Raw genomic sequence first — 23,218 nt, 5'->3', positions numbered from 1 at the left:
ACAGATTAATGCAAAGCGCGGCCACTTCACCGGTCGCGCTTTATTTATTACTGGCCCTGCTGCTGCCCCGCTACGCCGTTAAGCAATACCTCCAGCGGATACACCACGGCGATCACCAGTTCGTCCTGCACTTTTGCCGCGTCGTCCAGCTTCGCCTGCGCCTGCTGGCGTTCCTGCGCTGTCAGCGTTTCGCCTTTTTGCAGTTTCTCCACCCATATCAGCCCTTGTGAAGACAAATCGCCTAACTTTTCCGCCACCGGCTGCAACGGTTTCAGCACGCTATTTTGGGCCAGCACCGGTTTTACCAAATCCGCGCTGCGCTGCCAGCTTTCCAGCTGTTCACGCACGGATTGCGCGACCTGCGCGTTTTTCGGATCCTTCACCAGCCCAGTAATTAGGGCTGCAAACTCGCGCACCGCGTTGCTTTCTGCCGGTAGCGCATCCGCCAGCCGGTTCAGCGGTTCAGATTGCGTGTAATGCCCCGCCTGGAATTTGATGTGCTGACGGGTGTAATACTGCGCCGGTTCCAGCGCGGTGGAGAAGCTGAGCAGCGGCGCGATGTCGGTGCTGTTCGCCAGACGCGTCATCAGGCGTGCGGTTTCCACATGCTGTTGCAGCCCGACTGACACCACCGACCAGGCGTCGATTTTCGCCAGCCGCTGGTACATATTGCCGGTGTCTTTGACGTCCTGCGCCGACCACAACCGTTCCGCCACCACAAAGCCGCGCGGCCACAGTTTCAGATCCAGGATCTGCGCCGTGATATTTTCCTGCCACAGCGCCGCTTCGCCGCCGAGAATATTTTTCATGCCTTGCGCGTCAGGCACCACCGGCGGAAGGCCGTCCGGCACCTGACTCAGCGGCGCGCCGGTCACCGGATATCGCGCGTTGCCGATGATGAAATAGCCCGACAATGCGCCGTCTTTGAGGCGCAACACAGGCCGCGTATCGCCCATCCAGGTATCGACCGCAAAACTGACCGGCCCATCGCTGCGCCAGACAATGTCACGCACCGCGCGGCGCGTTTTGCCGGTGAAATCAATAAATCCGCGCCAGCCGTCTTTTCCCTCAATCAGCGTAAAGCTGCCGTCCACCGGTTTGCCTTTCAGACGCGGCATAGTGAATGACCAGCTTTGTGCTTTTTCCCCTTCCGCCACGTTCTGATCCACACCTGAAGGCTGCGGCAGAATTTCGTTGCGGTAATGATAGGCCGCGCTGTGCGGCTGATCGAGATAGAAGCCGGTGGACAAAATGCCCTGATAACCTTGCTGCGCGCTGGCGCCGAGCGAATCCGGCCCCTGCCAGGACTGGATCACGATGTCATGCGGCAGATCCGGGTGGAAAATCTCGTCCCAGCCGACCATTTTGCGCTGGTACTGATGCAGGATCTTTTGCAGACGGGTGTTGAAGTAAGCCTGTAAGGCGTGCGTGTCGGCGATGCCCTTCTCTTTCATAAATGCCTGGATCGGCTTCGACGCTTTCCACTGGGTGGCGTCCACTTCGTCACCGCCAATATGCAGGTAGGGATCGGGGAAGATCTGCGTCAGTTCACCGACGATGGCCTCCGCAAAGGCATAGACTTTTTCATTGGTGGGATCGAGGGTCGGGGCGTGCACACCCCAGGATCGTTCCATTTTGTACGGCCCCGGCGCGCTCAGCAGTTCGGGATACGCGACCGCAATCGCCGACGCGTGACCCGGCATATCGATTTCCGGCACCACGCGGATCCCCCGCTCCGTGGCGTAAGCCACCACGTCTTTCATTTGCGCGACGGTGTAAAACTGCCCGTCGCTGGCGAGTTCCTTTAGTTTTGGATACTTTTGCGATGCAAAGCGCCAGCCCTGATCGTCACTCAGATGCCAGTGCAGCACGTTGAGTTTTGCCGCCGCCATGCCGTCGAGCTGACGTTTAATATCGGGCACCGGCAGGAAATGACGGGCGGAATCGAGCAGCACGCCGCGCCAGGCAAAACGCGGCTGGTCGTGAATACTGACCAGCGGAATAACGGTATTTTCGCCGTCGTTCTGCACCAGTTGCAGCAGCGTTTCCATGCCGCGTAACGCGCCAAAACGGGTGTTGGCGGTCAGCACCGCGCCCTGCGGCGTGACATCCAGCTGATAACTTTCGTCGCTGTCCGGCATCGGCTGCGCACCGGTTTTCTGTTTAATGATGACAGTGATCGCCGCCGGACCGCTGGCCGTTTCGCTGTTTTGCGGCAACAGATACCAGCCGGTTTGCTGCGCCAGACGCTCTCGCCAGCGGTTCACTTCAGGCATCAGCGCATCGCCTTTGACCTGAATCTGCAACGCATCATTGAGAACAAATTTACCCGCAGGTGAGGTGACATCCACCTGCTGCGGCCACGGCATCAGCGGTAAATTACCGGCCGGCGCGGCATAAGCGGAAACACAAAGCAGCAGGGATGAAGCCAGAAAGGTACGGCGGAAAGGCACTCGCATCGGTGAAATTCCTCAGAGTAAAAAAGCGCGCCATCTTAGCCCGCTGAATCTAAAGGAATAACTATAGTCTCTGGATAAAAAAAAAGCGGTGACTGCGTTAACAATCACCGCCTTTATGATGAATGCACTGCGATTATTGCCAGCCGTAACGGCGCACGAACCAGCCTTTCACGCACTGCGTCAGCACCATGTAGCCCGCCAGAATCGCGATAAGCCACGGGAAGTAACTCAGCGGCAGCGCCTGCAATTGCAGGAACCCGGCGACCGGCGAGTAGATCAGCGCGATACCGGTGACCACCACCATCAGCGTCATGATGCACAGCGGCCAGGAAGCACGGCTCTGAATAAACGGCACTTTGCGGGTGCGGATCATATGCACAATCAGCGTCTGCGACAGCAACCCTTCGATGAACCAGCCTGACTGGAACAGCGTCTGCGCTTCCACCGTATTGGCTTTAAACACCCACCACATCAGGCTGAAGGTCAGGATGTCGAATACGGAGCTGATCGGACCGAAGAACACCATAAAGCGGCCAATATCCCCGGCGTTCCAGCGCTGTGGCTTAGCCAGCTGTTCTTCGTCCACGTTATCAAACGGGATCGCCACCTGTGACACATCGTAAATCAGGTTCTGAATCAGCAGATGCAGCGGCAACATCGGCAGGAACGGCAGGAAGGCGCTGGCCACCAGCACGCTGAACACGTTACCGAAGTTGGAACTGGCGGTCATTTTGATGTATTTCAGCATGTTGGCGAAAGTTCTGCGCCCTTCCGTCACGCCCTGCTCCAGCACCATCAGGCTTTTTTCCAGCAGGATAATATCAGCCGCCTCTTTGGCGATATCCACCGCGGAATCCACGGAAATCCCGATGTCCGCCGCACGCAGCGCCGGGGCATCGTTAATGCCGTCGCCCATAAACCCGACCACGTGCCCTTCGCCGCGCAGCACGCGCACAATGCGTTCTTTATGCATCGGCGTCAGTTTGGCAAATACCGTGGTTTCGCGGGCAACGCGCAGAAGCTCTGCATCATCAAGAGCGTCGATATCGCTGCCGATCACCACGTTATCGGCCTGTAAACCGACATCTTTGCAGACTTTGCGTGCTACCAGCGGGTTATCGCCGGTGAGGATTTTCACCGTCACGCCTTTACGTTGCAGGGCGTCCAGCGCCGGTGCGGTGCTCTCTTTTGGCGGATCGAGGAACGCAATGTAACCGGCGAGAATCAGGCTGGATTCATCCGGCACCGCGTAACCCTGCGTGCGGGCAGGCATCACTTTATGCGCCACGGCGACCACGCGCAGCCCCTGCTGATTGAGGTCATCCGTAATGCGGCGGATGCGCGCCAGCAGCACATCGGTCAGCGGCACAATCTCACCGTTGAGCTGCACCAGCGTACAAATCGACAGCATCTCTTCCAGCGCGCCTTTGCAGATCAGGCGATGATTCTGGTCGTTTTCAGCCACCACCACAGACATACGGCGGCGGTCGAAATCGAACGGAATTTCGTCCACTTTCAGCGAGCTATGGCCCTGATGCGGATCGCCGGCGTCCAGCACCGCCACGTCCAGCAGATTTTTCAGGCCGGTCTGATAATGGCTGTTCAGCCACGCCAGATGCAGCACGTCGTCGCTGGTCACGCCGAGCACGTCGGTGTGGCGCTCGAGCACGATTTTATCCTGCGTCAGCGTGCCGGTTTTATCGGTGCAGAGAATGTCCATCGCGCCGAAGTTCTGGATGGCGTCCAGACGTTTGACGATCACTTTCTGGCGCGAAAGTTTGACCGCGCCTTTCGCCAGCGTCGAGGTGACAATCATCGGCAGCATTTCCGGCGTCAGACCGACCGCCACCGAAAGCGCAAACAGCGCCGCTTCCCACCAGTCGCCTTTGGTGTAGCCGTTGATCACCAGCACCACCGGCGTCATCACCATCATAAAGCGGATCAGCAGCCAGCTGACTTTGCTGATCCCGGCCTGGAAGGCGTTAGGCTGGGTGTCTTCCTGCACCACGCGCTCGGCGAGCTGGCCGAACCAGGTTTTGCTGCCGGTGGCAATGACCATCGCAATCGCCGTGCCGCTGACCACGTTGGTGCCCATAAAGCACAGGGTGTTCAGTTCGAGCGGATCGGCGGCAACCGGGGTTTTCTCGCAGGCATGTTTTTCCACCGGCAGGGATTCACCGGTCAGCGCTGCCTGGCTGATAAACAAATCTTTGGCGGAGAGAATACGCAAATCTGCCGGGATCATATCCCCCGCAGAAAGCTTGATCAGATCGCCCGGCACCAGCTGGCTGATCGCGATTTCCACCGTTTCACTGCGCCCGGTTTGCGCGTCACTGCGCAGCACCGTGGCGGTGTTGCTGACCATGGCTTTCAGCGCATCGGCGGCTTTATTGGAGCGGGCTTCCTGAATGAAATGCATGAAGGTGGAAATAAACACCATCGCGCCGATCACCAGCGCTGCCGTCAGATCGTCGGTGGCGTACGACACCAGCCCGAGCACGGTCAGCAGCAGGTTGAACGGATTGCGGTAGCAGTGCCACAGGTGCAGCCACCACGGCGCCGGTTGCTGATCGCCGGTCTGATTGAGGCCGGAAACGTCGCGGATAGCTTCGGCCTCCTGCGCGGTCAGCCCTTCCGGATGGCTGGCAAATTGCAGGTAGAGCTGATCTTCCGTTGCGCGGGCACAGGCCTGACAATGGGCGGACATCGCCGCAGGGATCGCCTGCGACGCACGGGCTGGCACGTTTTCCAGCATCGGATCGCGGCGGACTAAACGGCGCGGTAAATTACGGCTGAGCGCATTGAGCAGCCGGGAAGTGAGATTTTTGAACATCATTCGCACCTTTGTTGCACCCACGGCAAAGCCGCCATGAGCGTGGCAAAAGGGTTGTTAAAAACAGGGCGAACGAAAAGACGTGCGCCGCTGCCTGCCAGGTAACGTCACGGCAAGCAGCAGCGAAAATGCGGGTGCTTACCGGATCACAACGGACCTACTGAATTGGGGTCGGGTTCCATGGGTTTTCACCTCCGATAAGGAACGGTCTGGAAATTCATACGCATCAGGCAGGAAAATCCGTTAGGGTATCGATTCGATATTGCGAAGCGTCGATATTTGAGCGGATCATACGCTCACCAACTACAACCGTTTTTAAACCTGAGCATTTTTAGCTAAAAAAATCACCATGCAAAATCGCCTGACCATTAATGATATTGCCCGCCTGAGCGGCGTCGGAAAATCCACGGTTTCCCGCGTTTTAAATAACGAAGGCAACGTCAGCCCGCAAACCCGTGAACGGGTATTACAGGTGATTGAACAGCAGCATTTCAGCCCGTCGAAATCGGCGCGGGCCATGCGCGGGTTCAGCGATAAAATTGTGGCGATCATCGTGTCGCGTCTCGATTCGCCGTCAGAAAACCTGGCGGTGCGCGCCATGCTGCCGCTGTTTTATCAGCAGGGGTACGATCCGATCGTGCTGGAAAGTCAGTTCAGCGCCGAACGCGTTAAAGAACATTTGCAGGTGCTGAAACAGCGCAACATCGACGGCGTGGTGCTGTTTGGTTTCACCGGCTTATCCGCGCAGATGCTGACGCCGTGGCAGGACAAAATGGTGATACTGGCGCGCGATATGCCGGGGCTGTCCTCTGTCTGTTATGACGATGCCGGCGCGGTACAGCTTTTGATGCAAAAGTTGCTGGCACAGAACCTGCGCCGGATCGGCTTTATCGGCGTCTCCCCGAAGGACACCACCACCGGCCAGCGGCGCAGCGCGGCCTATCAGGCATTTTGTCAGGCGCACGGCCTGACGCCGCACGTGGCGCTGGGCGAGCTCACCTATCAGAGCGGCTTCGACCTGATCCCGCAGTTGCTGGAAAATGACATTCAGGCCGTGGTATGTGCCTCGGACACTATCGCCATCGGCGCACAGAAATACCTGCAACAGCAGCAAATCCGCGACGTGCAGGTCTGCGGGATCGGTAACAACCCGCTGCTGCACTTCCTGTTCCCTGAATCTTATTCGGTAGAACTCGGTTACGGCGCGGGCGGTGAAGCGGCGGCAACGCAACTGCTGGCTCAGCTTGGCGGTTCCGCGACCGTGCAGCAGCTGATTATTCCCGGAAAACTCTCCGCCTGACCGGCCTTCCCGCCTGATAAAAACAGAAACTTTGTGATCGTCCCGGCAAAACCGGGAACGTTCCCGGACAAGTTCCCACCGCCTTCGCTATGCTTGAACCTTACCCTACACCCTTACGCTAAATCACAGGCCACATCTCATGAGCAAAGTTAAGCAACAGGATGTTGATCAGCTGATCGCCCTCGTTGGCGGCAGCGACAATATCGCGATGGTGACTCACTGCATTACGCGTCTTCGTTTTGTCCTCAATGATCCGTCCAAAGCCGACCCGAAAGGCCTCGAAGCCCTGCCGATGGTGAAAGGTTGCTTCACCAACGCCGGTCAGTTCCAGGTAGTGATCGGGCCGGAAGTGGATGATTACTATAAAGTCCTGATCGCCAGCACCGGGAAAAGTGCGGCGGGAAAAGAACAGGCGAAAGTCGCCGCCCGCCAGAATATGAGCTGGTTTGAGCGCAGCATTTCTCACTTCGCGGAAATCTTCTTCCCGCTGTTACCGGCGCTGATCAGCGGCGGTTTGATCCTCGGTTTCCGCAACGTTATCGGTGAAATCCCGATGAGCGGCGGCCAGACGCTGGCGCAGATGCATCCGCTGTGGCAGTCGATTTATGACTTCCTGTGGCTGCTCGGCGAAGCGGTGTTTATGTTCCTGCCGGTGGCGGTGTGCTGGTCAACGGTCAAAAAAATGGGCGGGACGGAAATCCTCGGTATCGTACTCGGCATCACGCTGGTGTCGCCGCAGTTAATGAACTCCTACAACCTCGGGCAGCAAATCCCTGAAGTGTGGAATTTCGGCTGGTTCACCATCGAAAAAGTCGGTTATCAGGCGCAGGTGATTCCTTCCGTTCTCGCCAGTATGGCGCTGGCGATGATCGAAAATGGCCTCAAGCGCATCATCCCGAATTACCTGTATCTGGTGATTGTGCCCGTCACTTCACTGATTATTGCCGTGTTCCTGGCGCACACGCTGATCGGGCCGTTTGGCCGCATGATCGGCGACGGCGTGGCCTTCGCGGTGAAATTCGTCATGACCGGCAGCCTCGCGCCAATAGGTGCCGCACTGTTTGGTTTCCTCTACGCACCGCTGGTCATTACCGGCGTGCATCAGACCACGCTCGCCATCGACATGCAGATGGTGCAAAGCACCGGCGGCACCCCGGTCTGGCCGCTGATCGCCCTCTCCAACATTGCGCAAGCTGCTGCGGTCGTCGGCGTGATTATCGTCAGCCGTAAACATAACGAGCGTGAGATTTCCGTACCGGCGGCGATTTCCGCCTTCCTCGGCGTGACCGAACCGGCAATGTACGGCATCAACCTGAAATACCGCTTCCCGATGCTGTGCGCGATGATCGGCTCGGCCTTAGCTGGCCTGATCTGCGGCCTGTTCCACGTCACCGCCAATGGCATTGGCGTCGGCGGGTTGCCGGGCATTTTGTCCATCAAACCGCAGTTCTGGAGCATCTATGCACTGGCGACGCTGGTGGCGATTGTGGTGCCGATTATCCTGACCGTGCTGGTTTATCAGCGTAAAGCCCGCCGTGGCGAACTGGCAGTGGTGTAAGACTTTCAAGAAGGAAAATGGAATGAATAGCGAATTGCCGTGGTGGAAAAACGGCGTGATTTACCAGATTTACCCAAAGAGTTTTCAGGACACCACGGGCAGCGGCACCGGTGATATCAATGGCATCACCCGGCGTCTGGATTACCTGAAAACGCTGGGCGTTGATGCCCTGTGGCTGACGCCGATGTACCTCTCGCCGCAAATTGATAATGGCTACGACGTGGCCGATTACTGCGCGATTGACCCGGCTTACGGCACACTGGAAGATTTCGAGCGGCTGACCGCAGAGGCACATCAGCGCGGAATGCGCATCGTGATGGACATGGTGTTTAACCACACCTCGACCCACCACGAATGGTTCCGCCAGTCGCAGGATCCGGGCAGCACCTTCCGCCCGTTCTATGTCTGGCGCGACGGCGCTGCCGAAGGCGGGCCGCCGAACAACTGGCGCTCCAAATTCGGTGGCGGCGCCTGGCAGTGGCATGAAGACAGCAGCCAGTATTATCTGCACCTGTTCGCGACCGAACAGGCCGATCTCAACTGGGAATACCCGCCGGTGCGCGAGGCACTGAAAAAAGTCTGTCATTTCTGGGCGGATAAAGGCGTCGACGGACTGCGGCTGGACGTGATTAATCTGGTCTCGAAACAGCAGGATTTCCCCGCTGACGACGCAGGCGATGGCCGCCGTTTTTACACCGACGGACCGCGCATTCATGAGTTCCTGCAGGAATTCAGCCGCGACGTGTTCAAACCGCTCGGGCTGATGACGGTCGGCGAAATGTCTTCCACTCAGCTCGAACATTGCCGCCGTTACGCCGCCAACGACGGCAGCGAACTGTCGATGACCTTTAATTTCCATCACCTGAAAGTCGATTACCCGAACGGTGAGAAGTGGACCGACGCGCCGCCGGATTTCATCCAGCTCAAACAGATTTTCCGCGAATGGCAGCAGGGAATGCACGGCCACGCCTGGAATGCGCTGTTCTGGTGTAATCACGATCAGCCGCGCATCGTGTCGCGCTTTGGCGATGAAGGCGCACTGCGCACGACGTCCGCCAAAATGCTGGCGATGGTGCTGCACGGGTTGCAGGGCACGCCTTACATTTATCAGGGCGAAGAAATCGGCATGACCAATCCGGGCTTTAAACATCTCGAGCAATACCGCGATGTGGAAAGCCTGAATATGTTTGCCGAGCTGAAGTCTGACGGGCGCAGCAACGAAGAACTGCTGCGCATTCTGGCGAAGAAATCACGGGATAACAGCCGCACGCCGATGCAGTGGAACGCCGGAGAACAGGCCGGATTCACCACCGGCACGCCGTGGATTTCCGTCAGCCACAACGCGCAGGAAATTAATACCGAACAGGCGCTGGCAGATAAAAACTCGGTGTTTTATCTCTATCAGCAACTGATCGGCCTGCGCAAAACCTTGCCGGTGCTGACGGACGGCGATTATCAGGACTTGCTGCCGGAGCATCCGCAACTCTGGTGTTATATGCGTACCGCAGGCGGTAAAACCCTGCGCGTGGTGGCCAACCTGAGCGCGCAAGATCAGGCGCTGGATCTCACGGAATTCACCGGCGAGACGCTGCTGAGTAATTACGACACCTCCGCCACTTCCGGCATCCTTCGTCCTTACGAATCCCTCTGGCAACTCGCCATATAGTCTGAATTTTCTGTTCTGTCGGGTCAGTCACACTCGTGGCTGACCCGTTTGTTTTTTATGCATCTCCTTAAAAAACAACAGGCAAAAATGAGGCCAGAATTTACATTTGGTCATCAATTCTTCCGCTGAAAAAATTCTTTGTTTCAGGTCAATAAAACGAGAATTAACGCTCGCGCGAATCCTACATCTAGTGTGTATAGTACACACCCAACCCAATATATAGCGTTTACCTGTAAAACCCACACAACAGGCCTTCAGGCCTTGTGGGGCGCGGGATGCGCAAAAAAGGAGTGTCATTGTGAAGGCAGACAGACTGGAATCCGTTCCCGCTAATACGAAGAAAATGCAACCCATCGTGATTAAGCGGGATGGTTGTCAGGTCCCTTTCGATGAAGTTCTGATCAAACAAGCGGTGCAACGCGCGGCAGCGGCTGCCGGTATCGACAGCATTGGTTATTGCGAACAGGTCGCCCGCGTTGTTGCCGAAAATCTGCAAGACCAGGCACGCGTCGACATCCACGAAATTCAGGATGCGGTTGAAAACCAGCTGATGGCGGGGCCGTATAAAAAACTGGCGCGTGCTTATATTGAATACCGCCACGACCGCGACGTGAAACGTGAAATGCGCGGACGCCTGAACCAGGAAATCCGCGGTCTGGTTGAGCAAAGCAATATGGCGCTGCTCAACGAGAACGCCAACAAAGACAGCAAAGTCATCCCGACCCAGCGCGATCTGCTGGCCGGTATTGTGGCGAAGCACTACGCCAAACAACATATTTTGCCACGTGAAGTGGTGCTGGCGCATGAGCGCGGCGAAATCCACTATCATGACCTCGATTACTCGCCGTTCTTCCCGATGTTTAACTGCATGCTGATTGACCTGAAAGGCATGCTGAATCACGGTTTCAAAATGGGCAATGCGGAAATTGATACGCCTAAGTCGATTTCCACCGCCACCGCCGTCACCGCGCAGATTATCGCGCAGGTCGCCAGCCACATTTACGGCGGCACCACCATTAACCGTATTGATGAAGTGCTGGCACCGTTCGTCACCGCCAGCTTCAACAAACATCGCCAGACCGCCGAAGAGTGGCAGATTGCCGATGTCGAAGCCTTTGCCCACAACCGCACCGAGAAAGAGTGTTATGACGCCTTCCAGTCGCTGGAATATGAAGTCAACACACTGCACACCGCCAACGGCCAGACGCCTTTCGTTACCTTCGGTTTTGGCCTCGGCACCACGTGGGAATCACGTTTAATTCAGCAATCTATTCTGCGCAACCGCATTGCGGGGCTTGGCAAAAACCGCAAAACCGCCGTGTTCCCGAAACTGGTCTTTGCCATCCGCGATGGCCTGAACCATAAAGCCGGTGACGCCAATTACGACATCAAGCAACTGGCGCTGGAATGCGCCAGCAAGCGCATGTATCCGGATATCCTCAATTACGATCAGGTGGTGAAAGTCACCGGATCCTTCAAAACGCCGATGGGCTGCCGCAGTTTCCTGGGCGTTTATGAAGAAAATGGCGAGATGATCCACGAAGGCCGCAACAATATCGGCGTGATAAGCCTGAACCTGCCGCGCATCGCGCTGGAAGCGAAACGCGACGAAGCCGCGTTCTGGGCGCTGCTCGACGAGCGTCTGCTGCTGGCGAAAAAAGCGCTGATGACGCGCATCGCCCGCCTCGAAGGCATCAAAGCCCGCGTGGCGCCGATCCTGTACATGGAAGGGGCGTGCGGCGTGCGTCTGAAAGCCGACGACGATATCTCAGGTATCTTCAAAAATGGCCGCGCATCGATTTCACTGGGTTACATCGGCGTGCATGAAACCATCAACGCGCTGTTCGGTGACGAGACTCATGTCTTCGACGCCAGCCAGTTGCGCGAAAAAGCCGAGGCGATTGTTGCCCGACTGAAAGCAGCCACCGAGAGCTGGAAAGATGAAACCGGCTACGGTTTCAGCCTGTACAGCACGCCGAGCGAGAACCTGTGCGACCGCTTCTGCCGTCTGGATGCAGCCGAGTTCGGGCTGGTGGCCGGGGTCACTGATAAAGGGTATTACACCAACAGCTTCCATCTGGACGTCGAGAAGAAAGTGAATCCGTACGAAAAACTCGACTTCGAAGCGCCGTACCCGCCACTGAGCAACGGTGGTTTCATCTGCTATGGCGAATACCCGAACCTGCAGCACAACCTGAAAGCGCTGGAAGACGTGTGGGATTACAGTTACACCCGCGTGCCGTATTACGGCACCAACACGCCCATCGATGAGTGTTACGACTGTGGCTACACCGGCGAATTCGAATGTACCAGCAAAGGTTTCACCTGCCCGAAATGCGGCAATCACGAACCTTCCCGCGTGTCAGTCACCCGCCGCGTGTGCGGTTATCTCGGCAGCCCGGATGCCCGTCCGTTTAACGCCGGTAAGCAGGAAGAAGTGAAGCGCCGGATTAAACATCTGGGTAACGGCCAGCTGGGTTAATGCGTTGAGATTCCATCAGTATTACCCGATAGACGTCGTCAACGGGCCGGGAACGCGCTGCGTGCTGTTCGTTTCCGGCTGCGTCCACGAATGCCGCGGGTGCTATAACAAAAGCACCTGGCGGCTGGACTCGGGCAAACCCTTTACGCAGGAAGACGAAGACCGCATCATCGCCGACCTGCAAAACACCGTCATTCCACGTCAGGGGCTGACGCTCTCCGGCGGAGACCCGCTGCATCCGCAGAATCTTTCCGCCGTGCGCCAGTTATTATTGCGCGTGCAGGCAGAATGTCCGGGTAAAGACGTGTGGATGTGGACCGGTTATACGCTGGGTGAACTGAGCGCTGAACAGCAGGAAGTGACGGCATTAATCAACGTGCTGGTCGACGGGAAATTCGTGCAGGAACTGAAAGACCCGTCACTTATCTGGCGCGGCAGCGGCAATCAGGTGATCCATTACTTACGTTAGATTCCATTCAGAGGGGAAATCATTCCCCTCTCCTCTGATTCAAATTCCATTCAGTAAAAAATCAAACGCATTTTTCACTTCATAGATTTCGCCATCGAGCTGTCTGACCTGATCGCCAATTTCCTGAGGCGGGATCCCGCCTGGAATGTGTGTCATCAGCACATAATGTTTGTGCTGAACTTTAAGTAACGGGCACAGTTTTTTAGGGGGAGAGGTAGTCATCCTCGCCAGGGGAACCAGCGGCACCATGACGGTATTACCAAAGCCACTCGCCGCAGGATGGAGAACATTAAGCAGATAGGGGTAAGCGGCTTTACGCTCACCCATATTTTTATAAATAGCGTAATGCTCCATTTATAATTTCCGTGGCGGATGAGTCAGCGTCCCATGCTTTTCCACGTATTTCTTGAGCGCCTCAAGCCCGGCCCGGTTTTCACGTCGCCATTGCTCAACTGCTGTTTCCTGAACGGGTTGCTCCGCAGACATTTTAAAATCCCTCTTATTTCCTACTGACATAACAGTTCCTTTTACAGTTTTTAGTATGAAAAACAATCAACTAAAATAAAGTGTATTCCTTCACCCTCAACTCGTAAATCACCACTGTTAATTCCTGCGAGGCGCCTTCCAACTCTTCGTTTTCACGCCACGGCTTGCCCACCGATTTCAATATGGGTGATGTGCAACTCGGCACTCGCCAGCATGTTCACCAGCATATCAATACTGAATACCGAGATTTTACCGCGCATCAGATCCGATATCCGTGGCTGAGTTACCCCAAAAAACTGCGCAGCCTGGGCCTGGGTCATTTTGTTTTTCTCGATGTGTGCAGTGAGAACCATCATTAATCTGGAGCGTATTTTCATATTCTCGGCTTGCTGCGGCGTATCTTCGATGGCATCCCAGACATTATCAAAACTCTGAATCATTCTTCCTCCGGCTTACTTCTGATTTATAGCGTTTTTTAGCCAACTCAAGATCATGATGATTCGTGGCCTGAGATTTTTTCTGAAAGCAGTGAAGCACATAAATGGCTTCTTTAAATTTGGCGATATATAAAATCCGGTAAATACCCTCCGCGTCTTTAATCCGTATTTCGCGGACACCCATCCCCACATTTGGCATGGGTTTCCAGTCAAAAGGCATCTCGCCATGTTGCACCCGATATAACTGGTGTCCTGCTTCCCGACGAGCCTGTAAGGGAAAACGCTGTAAATCCGCCAAACTGCTGTCGACAAAGAAAATCCTTTTCATCTTACCTTCCCGGATGAAATATACAAAATTTTATATAACCGAAGGAAAAATCACCTTACGCTGCCTCCCGCCGATGGTGCGGATGAAATGTAATTGCCTGCGCATCCGGGGTAAATCACCGCCTTTCATTCCTGCGCGATGTCTTCCAACTCTTCATTTCCCTGCAATCAGACCTTCACCCAACTGTCATTAAGCTCCGCCAACATGATGCCAACGCCACACTGAGGTTTGCATCATGACCCTTTCAGACCGCTTTCATACTTCCCCTGCCATAGCCCGTTTATCCCGTGCGAGGTATTCATTGTGATGAACTTATCTAGACATCCGACCAGTCACACCACGGTGTATCAGCAAATCGCTGCCGAACTGGAACAGGAACTGCGTAACGGTTACCGCTGCGGTGATTATCTGCCGCCGGAACAACAGCTTGCTGAACGTTTTCAGGTGAACCGCCACACGCTGCGCCGTGCGGTGGATGAGCTGGTGGATCGCGGCTGGCTGCAACGCCGTCAGGGCATTGGCACGCTGGTGCTGATGCGGCCTTACGATTATCCGCTGCACTCGCAGGCGCGGTTCAGCCAGAACCTGCTGGATCAGGGCAGTCACCCGACCAGCGAACGTCTGCTGGCGGTGCTGCGTCCGGCGACCGATCACGTTGCGGCGGCGCTGTCCCGCCAGGAAGGCGACACGATTATTCATTTGCGCACACTGCGCCGCGTTAACGGTGTGCCGGTGTGCGTGATTGACCACTACCTGCCGGATCTCGACTGGTGGCCTGCGCTGCAAAACTTCCACAGCGGCTCGCTGCACGATTTTATCCGCGAAGAAATTAAGCAAAAACTCAGCCGCCGCACCACCCGGATCAATGCCCGCCGCGCGCTGGCGAAAGAGAGCAAATTACTCGAAATCGTACCGCAGGCACCGCTGCTGTGTGTGCGCACCCTGAACATTCGTGAAGGCAGCGACATGGTGGCGGAATACTCCGTCAGCCTGACGCGCGCCGACATGATCGAACTGACCATGGAGCACTGAATGGATCACCTGCAAACCCGCCAGCGCTGGATGTCGGTGCTGGCTCACAGCCGCCCCGACGAACTGCTCGCGCACTGGCAAACGTTAAATTTATCACCGCAGTTTGAACGCATCCGCGCTGCCGAAACCGGCCTGACGCAGCTTCAGGGCCGCATGGGCGGCACCGGAAAACGTTTCGTGATGGGCGACATGACCATCACCCGCGCGGTCATTCAGTTAGATGGCGGCGTCTATGGCTACAGCTACGTCAGCGGGCGCAATAAACCGCACGCCGAACTGTGCGCGGTCATCGACGCCTTACTGCAAATGCAGGGCATGGACGAACTGCTGCATAAACGTGTGATCGCCCCGCTGGCTGCGCTGCAACAGGAGCGCCGTCAGCAACGCGCCCGTGAAGTGGCTTCCAGCCGCGTCGATTTCTTTACCCTGGTTCGCGGAGAATAATTCATGTCACTTGTTGCCAGTTTTCAACATCCCGTTGCCGATGCGCAGTACAGCTTTCGTCGTATTCTCAAGGCGTTAAGCGAGCCCGGCGTCAGCGTGCAGTTGCCCGCCATGCCCGGTTTTGGCGCGCTGGGCTCTGCCAGCGCCTGCGTGCTGCTGACGCTTATCGATAAAGACACGCCGCTGTGGCTGAGCGCGTCGCTCAACGATGAAATCCTGCGTAAAAACCTGCGTTTTCATACCGGTGCCGTGCTGACCGACGATGCGTCTGCCGTCAGTTTTGCGCTGGCCGATCCGGCGCTCGACAGCGCCACCCTGCTGGCTTTCCCGTGCGGGGATGAAATGTCACCGGAGCTGGCGACCAGCGTGATTGTTCAGCTGGAAAGTCTCACCGGCGGCACGCCGCTGCGTCTGAGTGGGCCGGGCATCGAAAGCAGCCGGATGATCACGCCGCAGTTGCCCGATTCCGTCCGCGATTATCTGCTCAACCGCCCTCACCGCTTCCCGCTGGGCCTGGACTTTATGTTCACCTGCGGCGAAGAATTGATTGCCATACCGCGCACCACGCGCGTGGAGGTGTGCTGATGTACGTCGCCGTTAAAGGGGGTGAGAAGGCGATTGCCGCCGCCCATCAGTTGCTGGCGCACGAACGCCGTGGCAACGCCGATGTGAATGAACTGGGCTGTGATCAGATTGAACAACAGCTGGGGCTGGCGGTTGACCGTGTGATGAGCGAAGGCGGGATCTACGACCGCGAGCTGGCGGCGCTGGCGATCAAACAGTCCGGCGGTGATCTGGTAGAAGCGATTTTCCTGCTACGCGCTTACCGCACCACGTTGCCGCGTCTGGCGACCAGCGAGCCGCTGAACACTCAGGCGATGCGCCTTGAACGCCGCATTTCCGCCATCTACAAAGATTTGCCAGGCGGCCAGGTGCTCGGGCCGACCTACGATTACACCCACCGTCTGCTGGATTTTGCCCTGCTGGCCGAAGGCGAAGCGCCGTTTACCCCGATTGCCGATGAACCGCAACCGGAAGACTGCGGGCACGTATTTGATTTGCTGACACAGCAACAGCTGGCCGTTCGTGAAGAAGACGACGGGAGTGAGCCGGAAGATATCACCCGCACGCCGCCGGTATTTCCGGCATCCCGCGCGGCGCGTCTGCAACAGCTGGTGCGCGGCGACGAAGGTTTTCTGCTGTCGCTGAGCTATTCCACCCAGCGCGGTTACGGTCGCACGCATCCGTTTGCCGGAGAAATCCGCACCGGCTGGCTGACCGTTGACATTGTGCCGGAGGAGCTGGGTTTTGCCATTGATATCGGCGAAATCCTGCTGACCGAATGCGAGATGGTGAACGGTTTTGTCGCCCCCGAAGACAAACCGCCGCACTTTACCCGTGGATACGGGCTGGTGTTTGGCCGTGCCGAGCGCAAGGCGATGTCGATGTCGCTGGTGGATCGCGCACTGCAAACCCGTGAATACAACGAGCAGATCAGCAGCCCGGCGCAGGATGAAGAATTCGTGTTGTCGCACGCCGATAACGTCGAAGCCGCCGGTTTTGTTTCGCACCTCAAACTGCCGCACTACGTCGATTTCCAGGCCGAACTGGAGTTGCTAAAACGCCTGCGCGCCGCGAAAGAACAGGATCCTGCCAATGAACAATAATACCGCCCGCACACTGACCGGCTACAACCACGGTTATCTTGATGAACAGACCAAACGCATGATCCGCCGTGGGATCCTCAAAGCCGTGGCGATCCCCGGTTATCAGGTACCGTTCGCCGGACGCGAAATGCCGATGCCTTACGGCTGGGGCACCGGCGGGATCCAGCTGACCGCCAGCGTGATCGGCGAAAACGATGTGCTGAAAGTGATCGACCAGGGCGCCGACGACACCACCAATGCCGTGTCGATCCGCAAATTCTTCCAGAGTGTCGCGGGGGTGAAAACCACAGAGAAAACCGTGGAAGCCAGCCTGATCCAGACCCGTCACCGCATCCCGGAGACGCCGTTGCAGGAAGATCAGATCCTGATTTTTCAGGTGCCGATCCCGGAGCCGCTGCGCTTTATTGAACCGCGTGAAACGGAAACCCGAAAAATGCACGCGCTGGAAGAGTACGGCGTGATGCAGGTGAAACTTTACGAGGACATCGCGCGCTTCGGCCATATCGCCACCACCTACGCCTATCCGGTGAAGGTGAATGACCGCTACGTGATGGATCCGTCGCCGATCCCAAAATTCGATAACCCGAAAATGAACATGATGCCCGCCTTGCAACTGTTCGGTGCCGGCCGTGAAAAACGCATTTACGCCCTGCCACCGTTCACCAAAGTGGAAAGTCTGGATTTCGACGATCATCCGTTCACCGTCCAGCAATGGGATGAACCCTGCGCCCTCTGCGGGTCGCGCCACAGTTATCTCGATGAAGTGGTGCTCGACGATCAGGGCAACCGCATGTTCGTGTGCTCCGACACCGATTTTTGTGCTCAGCAGGTTGAGCAACAGGCTTCCAACGAGGGTAACCGCTGATGACCACTCCCTTAAATCTCGCCGCCGAACCCCTGTTGTCGGTGAATAACCTGACTCACCTTTATGCGCCGGGCAAAGGCTTCAGCGATGTGTCGTTCAATCTGTATCCGGGCGAAGTGCTGGGCATTGTCGGTGAATCCGGCTCGGGTAAAACCACGCTGTTGCAGTCGATTTCTGCCCGCCTCGCGCCACAGCAAGGACAGGTCATCTACAACAACGGCCAGGTTGCCGCACAGTCGTTGTATGACATGGCCGAAAGCGACCGCCGCCGTTTGCTGCGCACCGACTGGGGCGTGGTGCATCAGCATCCGATGGACGGTTTACGCCGTCAGGTGTCTGCCGGGGGCAACATCGGCGAACGTCTGATGGCCGTGGGCGAACGTCATTACGGCGATATCCGCAAGAAAGCCGGTCAGTGGCTGGAGGATGTCGAAATTCCGGTGTCGCGCATTGATGACCTGCCGACCACGTTTTCCGGCGGCATGCAGCAACGTCTGCAAATCGCCCGCAATCTGGTGACGCATCCGCGTCTGGTGTTTATGGACGAACCAACCGGCGGACTCGACGTGTCCGTGCAGGCGCGTCTGCTGGATCTGCTGCGCACGCTGGTGGTGGAAATGCAGCTGGCGGTGGTGATTGTCACCCACGATCTGGGCGTCGCCCGCCTGCTTGCGCACCGTCTGCTGGTGATGAAGCAGGGTCAGGTGGTGGAAAGTGGATTAACCGACCGCGTGCTCGACGATCCGCATCATCCTTATACACAGCTGCTCGTTTCTTCCGTGCTGTCCTGAACCTTATTTAAGAGAAAGAGTGACCAAAATGACGACGAAGCTCAGGGTCGAAAATCTCAGTAAAACGTTTGTTCTGCATAACCAGAACAGCGCCAGATTGCCGGTATTCAGCAACGCCAGCCTGACAGTAAATGCCGGGGAGTGCGTGGTGCTGCACGGCCATTCCGGCAGCGGGAAATCTACCCTTCTGCGCTCTTTATACGGCAACTATCTGCCGGACAGCGGCAAAATCTGGGTGGAACATCAGGGCCAGCAGATTGACATGGTCAGCGCCGAAGCGCGGCAGATCCTGGCGGTTCGCCGCCATACGGTCGGCTGGGTCAGCCAGTTTCTGCGGGTTATCCCACGCATCAGCGCACTGAATCTGGTGATGCAGCCGCTGCTGGAACTGGGCGTGGATAAAGCGCAAAGCGAAGCCCGCGCCAGCGCCTTGCTGCGCCATCTGAACGTACCGGAACGCCTGTGGCACCTCGCGCCTTCGACGTTTTCCGGCGGCGAACAGCAGCGCGTGAACATCGCCCGCGGTTTTGTAGTCGATTATCCGGTGCTGTTGCTCGACGAGCCAACGGCTTCGCTGGACGCCACCAACCGCGCGGCGGTCGTCACGCTGATTGAACAGGCCAAAGCGCGTGGCGCGGCGGTGGTCGGGATTTTCCATGATGCGGATGTACGCGAACGCGTTGCCGATCGTTTATATGAAATGAGCCCGGAAACGGCTCCGGAGATGTCCGCATGATCATTAATAACGTCAGACTGGTGCTCGACGATCAGGTTGTTGAAGGATCCCTTGAGATGCAAAACGGCGTGATCAGCGCCTTCGCTGACACCCGCAGTCAGTTACCGCAGGCGCTGGATGCACAGGGTGGCTGGCTGATGCCCGGTTTTATCGAGCTGCACACCGATAATCTGGACAAATTTTTCACGCCGCGCCCGAAAGTTGACTGGCCGGCACATTCCGCAATGAGCAGCCACGATGCGCTGATGGTCGCCAGCGGTATCACCACGGTGCTGGATGCCGTGGCGGTCGGGGATGTGCGCGACGGCGGGCATCGTCTGGAGAATCTGCAAAAAATGATCGATGCGATTGTGAACAGCCAGAACGCCGGGCTGAACCGCGCCGAACACCGTTTGCATCTGCGCTGCGAACTGCCGCATGAAACCACGTTACCGCTGTTCGAGAAGCTGATGGACACATCAGTGCTGTCGCTGGTATCGCTGATGGACCACTCGCCGGGCCAGCGCCAGTTCGCCACGCCGCAGAAATATCGCGAATATTATCAGGGCAAATACAACCTTAACGATGAGCAGATGGACGACTATCAGGAAGAGCAAATCGCCCTGTCGCGCCGCTGGGCGCAGCCAAACCGTGAAGCCATTGCTGCACACTGCCGTGAGCGCAGGATTTCACTGGCCAGCCACGATGATGCCACCGCCGCACATGTCGAAGAATCGCTGGCGCTCGGCAGCGTGATCGCTGAATTTCCGACCACCGAAGAAGCGGCGCGCGCTTCTCATGCTAACGGGTTGCAGGTGCTGATGGGGGCACCCAATATCGTGCGTGGCGGCTCGCATTCCGGCAACGTCGCGGCGCACCAGCTGGCCTCGCTCGGCCTGCTGGATATTCTCTCCTCCGACTACTATCCCGCCAGCCTGCTCGACGCGGTCTTCCGCATCGCGACGGATGAAAATAATGCCTTCAGTCTGCCGCAGGCGGTGAAGCTGGTGACGCGTAATCCGGCTAATGCGCTGGGCTTGCAGGATCGCGGGGAAATTGCCGAGGGCAAACGCGCGGACCTGGTGCTGGCACGTGCGCACGGCGAACATCACTACGTTCAAAACGTCTGGCGTCAGGGCATTCAGGTGTTCTGAGGGGAGAAAAGATGAGTCGTTTACTTTATCTGATGGGCGCGTCGGGTTCAGGCAAAGACAGTCTTCTGGACGCGTTGCGCCAGCATTTACCCACTGATGTCGCCGTGGCGCACCGCTACATTACACGCCCTGCCGATGCGGGCGCCGAGAACCACATTGCGCTGAGTGAAACCGAGTTTTCTCAGCGCCGCCAGCTCGGTTTATTTGCCCTTGAATGGCATGCACACCAGTGCCGCTATGGCGTGGGCATTGAAATCGACAGCTGGATGCAACTGGGCTGTCATGTGGTGGTCAACGGCTCACGCGCGCATCTGGACATCGCCCGTCAGCGTTATGGCAAGCGGCTGCTGCCGGTGTGTTTGCAGGTTTCAGACGAGGTGCTGGCCGCACGTCTTACGAAACGCGGACGCGAAGATGCGGCGCAGATTGCCTGTCGGCTTCAGCGCGCCAGAGAGTACGCCAGCGCGCTGCCCGCCGAATGCCATCTGCTGAACAATGACGGCGCATTACAGGAAACATTACAGCATCTGCTGGCGGTGCTTTCGCTGCCGGTCAGTGCCCCGGCTTATCCCGTGACGTTACGATGAAGGATCCTATGACAGACATCATTTCTCCCTTTTCGCTGGCTGATGAACACGATTTTTCCCGGCCTCAAATTGGTCAGCAGGTTGAGCTCAACGGATCGCAGCTCGGGCACTATGTGCACATCGCGGATAACGCGATCATCGAAGAAACGCAGATCGGCGATTACTCTTACACCGCCGGAAATAACCAGATCTTCTACGCGACGATCGGCAAGTTTGTGTCGATCGCCACTTACGTGCGGATCAATCCCGGCAATCATCCGACCTATCAGCGTGTGGCGCAGCACCATTTCACCTACCGCAGTTCGGTGTATGGGCTGGGTGAAGACGATCAGGCATTTTTCGACTGGCGGCGTGAGCATCACGTCACCGTGGGCAATGATGTGTGGATCGGCCATAACGCGGTGCTGATGCCGGGCGTGAACGTCGGCAATGGCGCGGTGATCGGCACGTCGGCAGTGGTCACCAAAGACGTCGAGCCTTATTCCATCGTCGCGGGCGTCCCGGCGAAGAAGATCGGCATGCGCTTTGACGATAAGATGATCGACAGGATCGAAAAAAGTCAGTGGTGGAACTGGGATCATGAAACGCTGAAAGAAAGGATGCCGGACTTCAGGGATCTGGCGGTATTTGCGGAAAAATATCTGTAAAGATCGACCGGGAGGAAGCGTCAGGTCAGACAGGCAGAAAATTCACGTTTTTTGCCTGATACCTTATCACAAGGATCCGCCTGAGCGGATCACGCGGATTAAAGATCTTCAATACTGGCGGCAATCTGATCGGATTCCAGCACCGTTATTCCGCCCAGCCCGGCATTGAATGCCTGCTCCTGCAACGCTCTGGCCACGATATCGGCATCAATGGCTTTCAGTTTTCCCGGCAATAATTTAAACAACGGCGCACTCAGTTGTTCCAGCAGGCGCGGCGGATGGCGTTTTCCCACCAGCAATGACGGTCTGACCAGCGTCAGCAGCGGCCATCCCTGTTGCATCAGCGCCTGTTCCATTTCGCCTTTGGTCCGGTTATATAAAAAACGCGAACGCGCATCGGCACCGTGGGCACTGACGGTAAGACAATGGCGTGCGCCCAGTTCCCGTGCGGCTTTGGCGCTGTCGACAACCAGGTCGTAATCGACGGCCCGGAAGGCCGACGCACTGCCAGCCTGTTTGCGGGTGGTACCCAGACAACAGAACAGCAAATCGATGGGTTCATCCAGCGCGACCACCAGTGAGGTCAGATTGGCTCCCAGCGGATTGACCACTTTACTGCCCGGCGGCAAAGGACGGCGGCTCGGCGCAACAATGCGGCTGACGCGCGGGTCCAGCTGGAGCAGGCGCAGAAGCTCTCGCCCCACCAGACCACTCCCACCAAGAAGAAGAACTTTTGCCATATCACTTCCTTTTAAACATCGGCGTTTCAGATAGCTTTTATCAGCAGATTTTTCAGTGTTACCTGATCGTTAATGCAGCGCTATAAGACATATCCTGTTACGGATGAATGTCAGACATCCCCCGATCCCACAGCAGCTTTTTCCCAAAGCCGAGCATGTTATCGGTCATCTTGATGTAATTGAGTTTAAGCCGCCACACCGGCGCTTTCATCGCCACGGCCACGGGAAAATGCGTGCAATAAAGATGGCGCGCGCGCCCCTCTTCTTCACCACTGAGCAGCGTGGCCTCTGCGCGAAACTGAATCCCCTGGATCAGGGCGATGGTTTTCGGATGCGGTGCGATGGTGCCGACCACCTGCGGCGATTTCGCCATCAGCGTGCCGTGCAGCGTTTTCATTTCAGTCATGAAATAGAGCGACAGGCTTTCTGAATCGGTGACGTAAAAACAGTTGGCGCTCCACATGTCGCCATCAGCGGCGGCGCACAGCGCCAGAACGTGGTTTTTATTGAGAAACTTCAGGATGTGTTTCAGATCGTCGGGATTATTCATCAATGGTG

The 23,218-nt window shown here is 56.9% G+C and carries 23 protein-coding genes; 15 read left to right on the top strand and 8 right to left on the bottom strand.

The window, feature by feature from the left end; translation table 11 throughout:
- Positions 1 to 47: 47 nt before the first annotated feature.
- Both J1779_RS09950 and mgtA read right to left on the bottom strand, forming a co-directional pair.
- A complete protein-coding gene (locus J1779_RS09950; RefSeq protein WP_217203672.1) occupies positions 48 to 2,459 on the bottom strand; it encodes a beta-N-acetylhexosaminidase in 2,412 nt (803 codons plus the stop codon).
- Between the two features lie 133 nt (positions 2,460 to 2,592).
- On the bottom strand, positions 2,593 to 5,295 hold the full coding sequence (gene mgtA / locus J1779_RS09945) for a magnesium-translocating P-type ATPase (protein ID WP_217203671.1): 2,703 nt from the start codon (positions 5,293 to 5,295) through the stop codon (positions 2,593 to 2,595).
- Positions 5,296 to 5,641: 346 nt separating this feature from the next.
- On the opposite strand from mgtA, the gene treR reads away from it, so the two are divergent.
- The 5 genes from treR to nrdG all read left to right on the top strand — a co-directional run bounded on the left by treR (position 5,642) and on the right by nrdG (position 12,767).
- Positions 5,642 to 6,592, top strand: coding sequence for a trehalose operon repressor TreR (gene treR / locus J1779_RS09940; RefSeq protein ID WP_217203670.1), 951 nt, complete (start codon positions 5,642 to 5,644; stop codon positions 6,590 to 6,592).
- Positions 6,593 to 6,731: 139 nt separating this feature from the next.
- Positions 6,732 to 8,150: a PTS trehalose transporter subunit IIBC gene (treB, locus tag J1779_RS09935; protein ID WP_217203669.1), complete on the top strand. Its 1,419-nt coding sequence runs from the start codon at positions 6,732 to 6,734 to the stop codon at positions 8,148 to 8,150.
- Between the two features lie 22 nt (positions 8,151 to 8,172).
- Positions 8,173 to 9,816, top strand: a complete 1,644-nt coding sequence (gene treC, locus J1779_RS09930; protein ID WP_217203668.1) for an alpha,alpha-phosphotrehalase — start codon at positions 8,173 to 8,175, stop codon at positions 9,814 to 9,816.
- Positions 9,817 to 10,159: 343 nt separating this feature from the next.
- Positions 10,160 to 12,298, top strand: a complete 2,139-nt coding sequence (gene nrdD / locus J1779_RS09925) for an anaerobic ribonucleoside-triphosphate reductase (RefSeq protein WP_183850151.1) — start codon at positions 10,160 to 10,162, stop codon at positions 12,296 to 12,298.
- Positions 12,299 to 12,302: 4 nt separating this feature from the next.
- Positions 12,303 to 12,767, top strand: coding sequence for an anaerobic ribonucleoside-triphosphate reductase-activating protein (gene nrdG / locus J1779_RS09920; protein WP_217203667.1), 465 nt, complete (start codon positions 12,303 to 12,305; stop codon positions 12,765 to 12,767).
- Between the two features lie 39 nt (positions 12,768 to 12,806).
- Here nrdG and J1779_RS09915 read toward each other — a convergent pair whose 3' ends face one another.
- From J1779_RS09915 to J1779_RS09900, 4 genes are all read right to left on the bottom strand, one after another.
- The gene (locus J1779_RS09915) at positions 12,807 to 13,121 is read right to left on the bottom strand and encodes a CcdB family protein (protein ID WP_136375198.1); all 315 of its coding nucleotides are present in this window, start codon (positions 13,119 to 13,121) and stop codon (positions 12,807 to 12,809) included.
- Positions 13,122 to 13,283: a type II toxin-antitoxin system CcdA family antitoxin gene (locus J1779_RS09910; RefSeq protein ID WP_082465799.1), complete on the bottom strand. Its 162-nt coding sequence runs from the start codon at positions 13,281 to 13,283 to the stop codon at positions 13,122 to 13,124.
- Between the two features lie 122 nt (positions 13,284 to 13,405).
- On the bottom strand, positions 13,406 to 13,693 hold the full coding sequence (locus J1779_RS09905; RefSeq protein WP_056782407.1) for a helix-turn-helix domain-containing protein: 288 nt from the start codon (positions 13,691 to 13,693) through the stop codon (positions 13,406 to 13,408).
- The gene (locus J1779_RS09900; RefSeq protein WP_136375200.1) at positions 13,677 to 14,018 is read right to left on the bottom strand and encodes a type II toxin-antitoxin system RelE/ParE family toxin; all 342 of its coding nucleotides are present in this window, start codon (positions 14,016 to 14,018) and stop codon (positions 13,677 to 13,679) included. The genes J1779_RS09905 and J1779_RS09900 overlap by 17 nt, the downstream gene beginning before the upstream one ends.
- A gap of 306 nt (positions 14,019 to 14,324) precedes the next feature.
- On the opposite strand from J1779_RS09900, the gene phnF reads away from it, so the two are divergent.
- Genes phnF through J1779_RS09850 form a run of 10 tightly spaced genes read left to right on the top strand, consistent with a single transcriptional unit; the run spans position 14,325 to position 21,920 of the window.
- A complete protein-coding gene (gene phnF / locus J1779_RS09895; RefSeq protein ID WP_056782409.1) occupies positions 14,325 to 15,050 on the top strand; it encodes a phosphonate metabolism transcriptional regulator PhnF in 726 nt (241 codons plus the stop codon).
- Positions 15,051 to 15,494, top strand: a complete 444-nt coding sequence (phnG, locus tag J1779_RS09890; RefSeq protein ID WP_056782410.1) for a phosphonate C-P lyase system protein PhnG — start codon at positions 15,051 to 15,053, stop codon at positions 15,492 to 15,494.
- 3 nt (positions 15,495 to 15,497) lie between these two features.
- Positions 15,498 to 16,079, top strand: coding sequence for a phosphonate C-P lyase system protein PhnH (gene phnH / locus J1779_RS09885; protein ID WP_136375201.1), 582 nt, complete (start codon positions 15,498 to 15,500; stop codon positions 16,077 to 16,079).
- On the top strand, positions 16,079 to 17,161 hold the full coding sequence (locus tag J1779_RS09880; protein ID WP_056782412.1) for a carbon-phosphorus lyase complex subunit: 1,083 nt from the start codon (positions 16,079 to 16,081) through the stop codon (positions 17,159 to 17,161). Before phnH ends, J1779_RS09880 begins: the two co-directional genes overlap by 1 nt.
- Complete coding sequence (locus J1779_RS09875) at positions 17,151 to 18,026, top strand: alpha-D-ribose 1-methylphosphonate 5-phosphate C-P-lyase PhnJ (protein WP_122096265.1); 876 nt, start codon at positions 17,151 to 17,153, stop codon at positions 18,024 to 18,026. The genes J1779_RS09880 and J1779_RS09875 overlap by 11 nt, the downstream gene beginning before the upstream one ends.
- Positions 18,026 to 18,817: a phosphonate C-P lyase system protein PhnK gene (gene phnK, locus J1779_RS09870; protein WP_056782414.1), complete on the top strand. Its 792-nt coding sequence runs from the start codon at positions 18,026 to 18,028 to the stop codon at positions 18,815 to 18,817. The genes J1779_RS09875 and phnK overlap by 1 nt, the downstream gene beginning before the upstream one ends.
- A gap of 28 nt (positions 18,818 to 18,845) precedes the next feature.
- Positions 18,846 to 19,553, top strand: coding sequence for a phosphonate C-P lyase system protein PhnL (gene phnL, locus J1779_RS09865; RefSeq protein ID WP_056782415.1), 708 nt, complete (start codon positions 18,846 to 18,848; stop codon positions 19,551 to 19,553).
- Positions 19,550 to 20,686, top strand: coding sequence for an alpha-D-ribose 1-methylphosphonate 5-triphosphate diphosphatase (gene phnM, locus J1779_RS09860; protein WP_056782416.1), 1,137 nt, complete (start codon positions 19,550 to 19,552; stop codon positions 20,684 to 20,686). Before phnL ends, phnM begins: the two co-directional genes overlap by 4 nt.
- Positions 20,687 to 20,697: 11 nt before the next feature.
- Positions 20,698 to 21,273, top strand: a complete 576-nt coding sequence (phnN, locus tag J1779_RS09855) for a ribose 1,5-bisphosphokinase (RefSeq protein ID WP_183850045.1) — start codon at positions 20,698 to 20,700, stop codon at positions 21,271 to 21,273.
- 8 nt (positions 21,274 to 21,281) lie between these two features.
- Entirely contained in the window at positions 21,282 to 21,920 is a 639-nt protein-coding gene (locus J1779_RS09850; RefSeq protein ID WP_056782418.1) for an LbetaH domain-containing protein, read from the top strand.
- Positions 21,921 to 22,018: 98 nt separating this feature from the next.
- Here the strand turns inward: J1779_RS09850 and J1779_RS09845 are convergent, their stop codons facing one another.
- Both J1779_RS09845 and J1779_RS09840 read right to left on the bottom strand, forming a co-directional pair.
- Positions 22,019 to 22,660 carry a Rossmann-fold NAD(P)-binding domain-containing protein gene (locus tag J1779_RS09845; RefSeq protein WP_217203666.1) on the bottom strand — a complete coding sequence of 214 codons (642 nt, stop codon included), beginning with the start codon at positions 22,658 to 22,660 and terminating at the stop codon, positions 22,019 to 22,021.
- Positions 22,661 to 22,757: 97 nt separating this feature from the next.
- Positions 22,758 to 23,210, bottom strand: coding sequence for a YhbP family protein (locus J1779_RS09840; RefSeq protein ID WP_217203665.1), 453 nt, complete (start codon positions 23,208 to 23,210; stop codon positions 22,758 to 22,760).
- Between the last annotated feature and the right edge of the window lie 8 nt (positions 23,211 to 23,218).

The sequence above is a fragment of the Rahnella rivi genome (assembly GCF_019049655.1).
Taxonomy (GTDB): domain Bacteria; phylum Pseudomonadota; class Gammaproteobacteria; order Enterobacterales; family Enterobacteriaceae; genus Rahnella; species Rahnella rivi.
The sequence above is the reverse complement of the archived record's forward strand: the minus strand, read 5'-3'. Positions and strand labels throughout refer to the sequence as shown.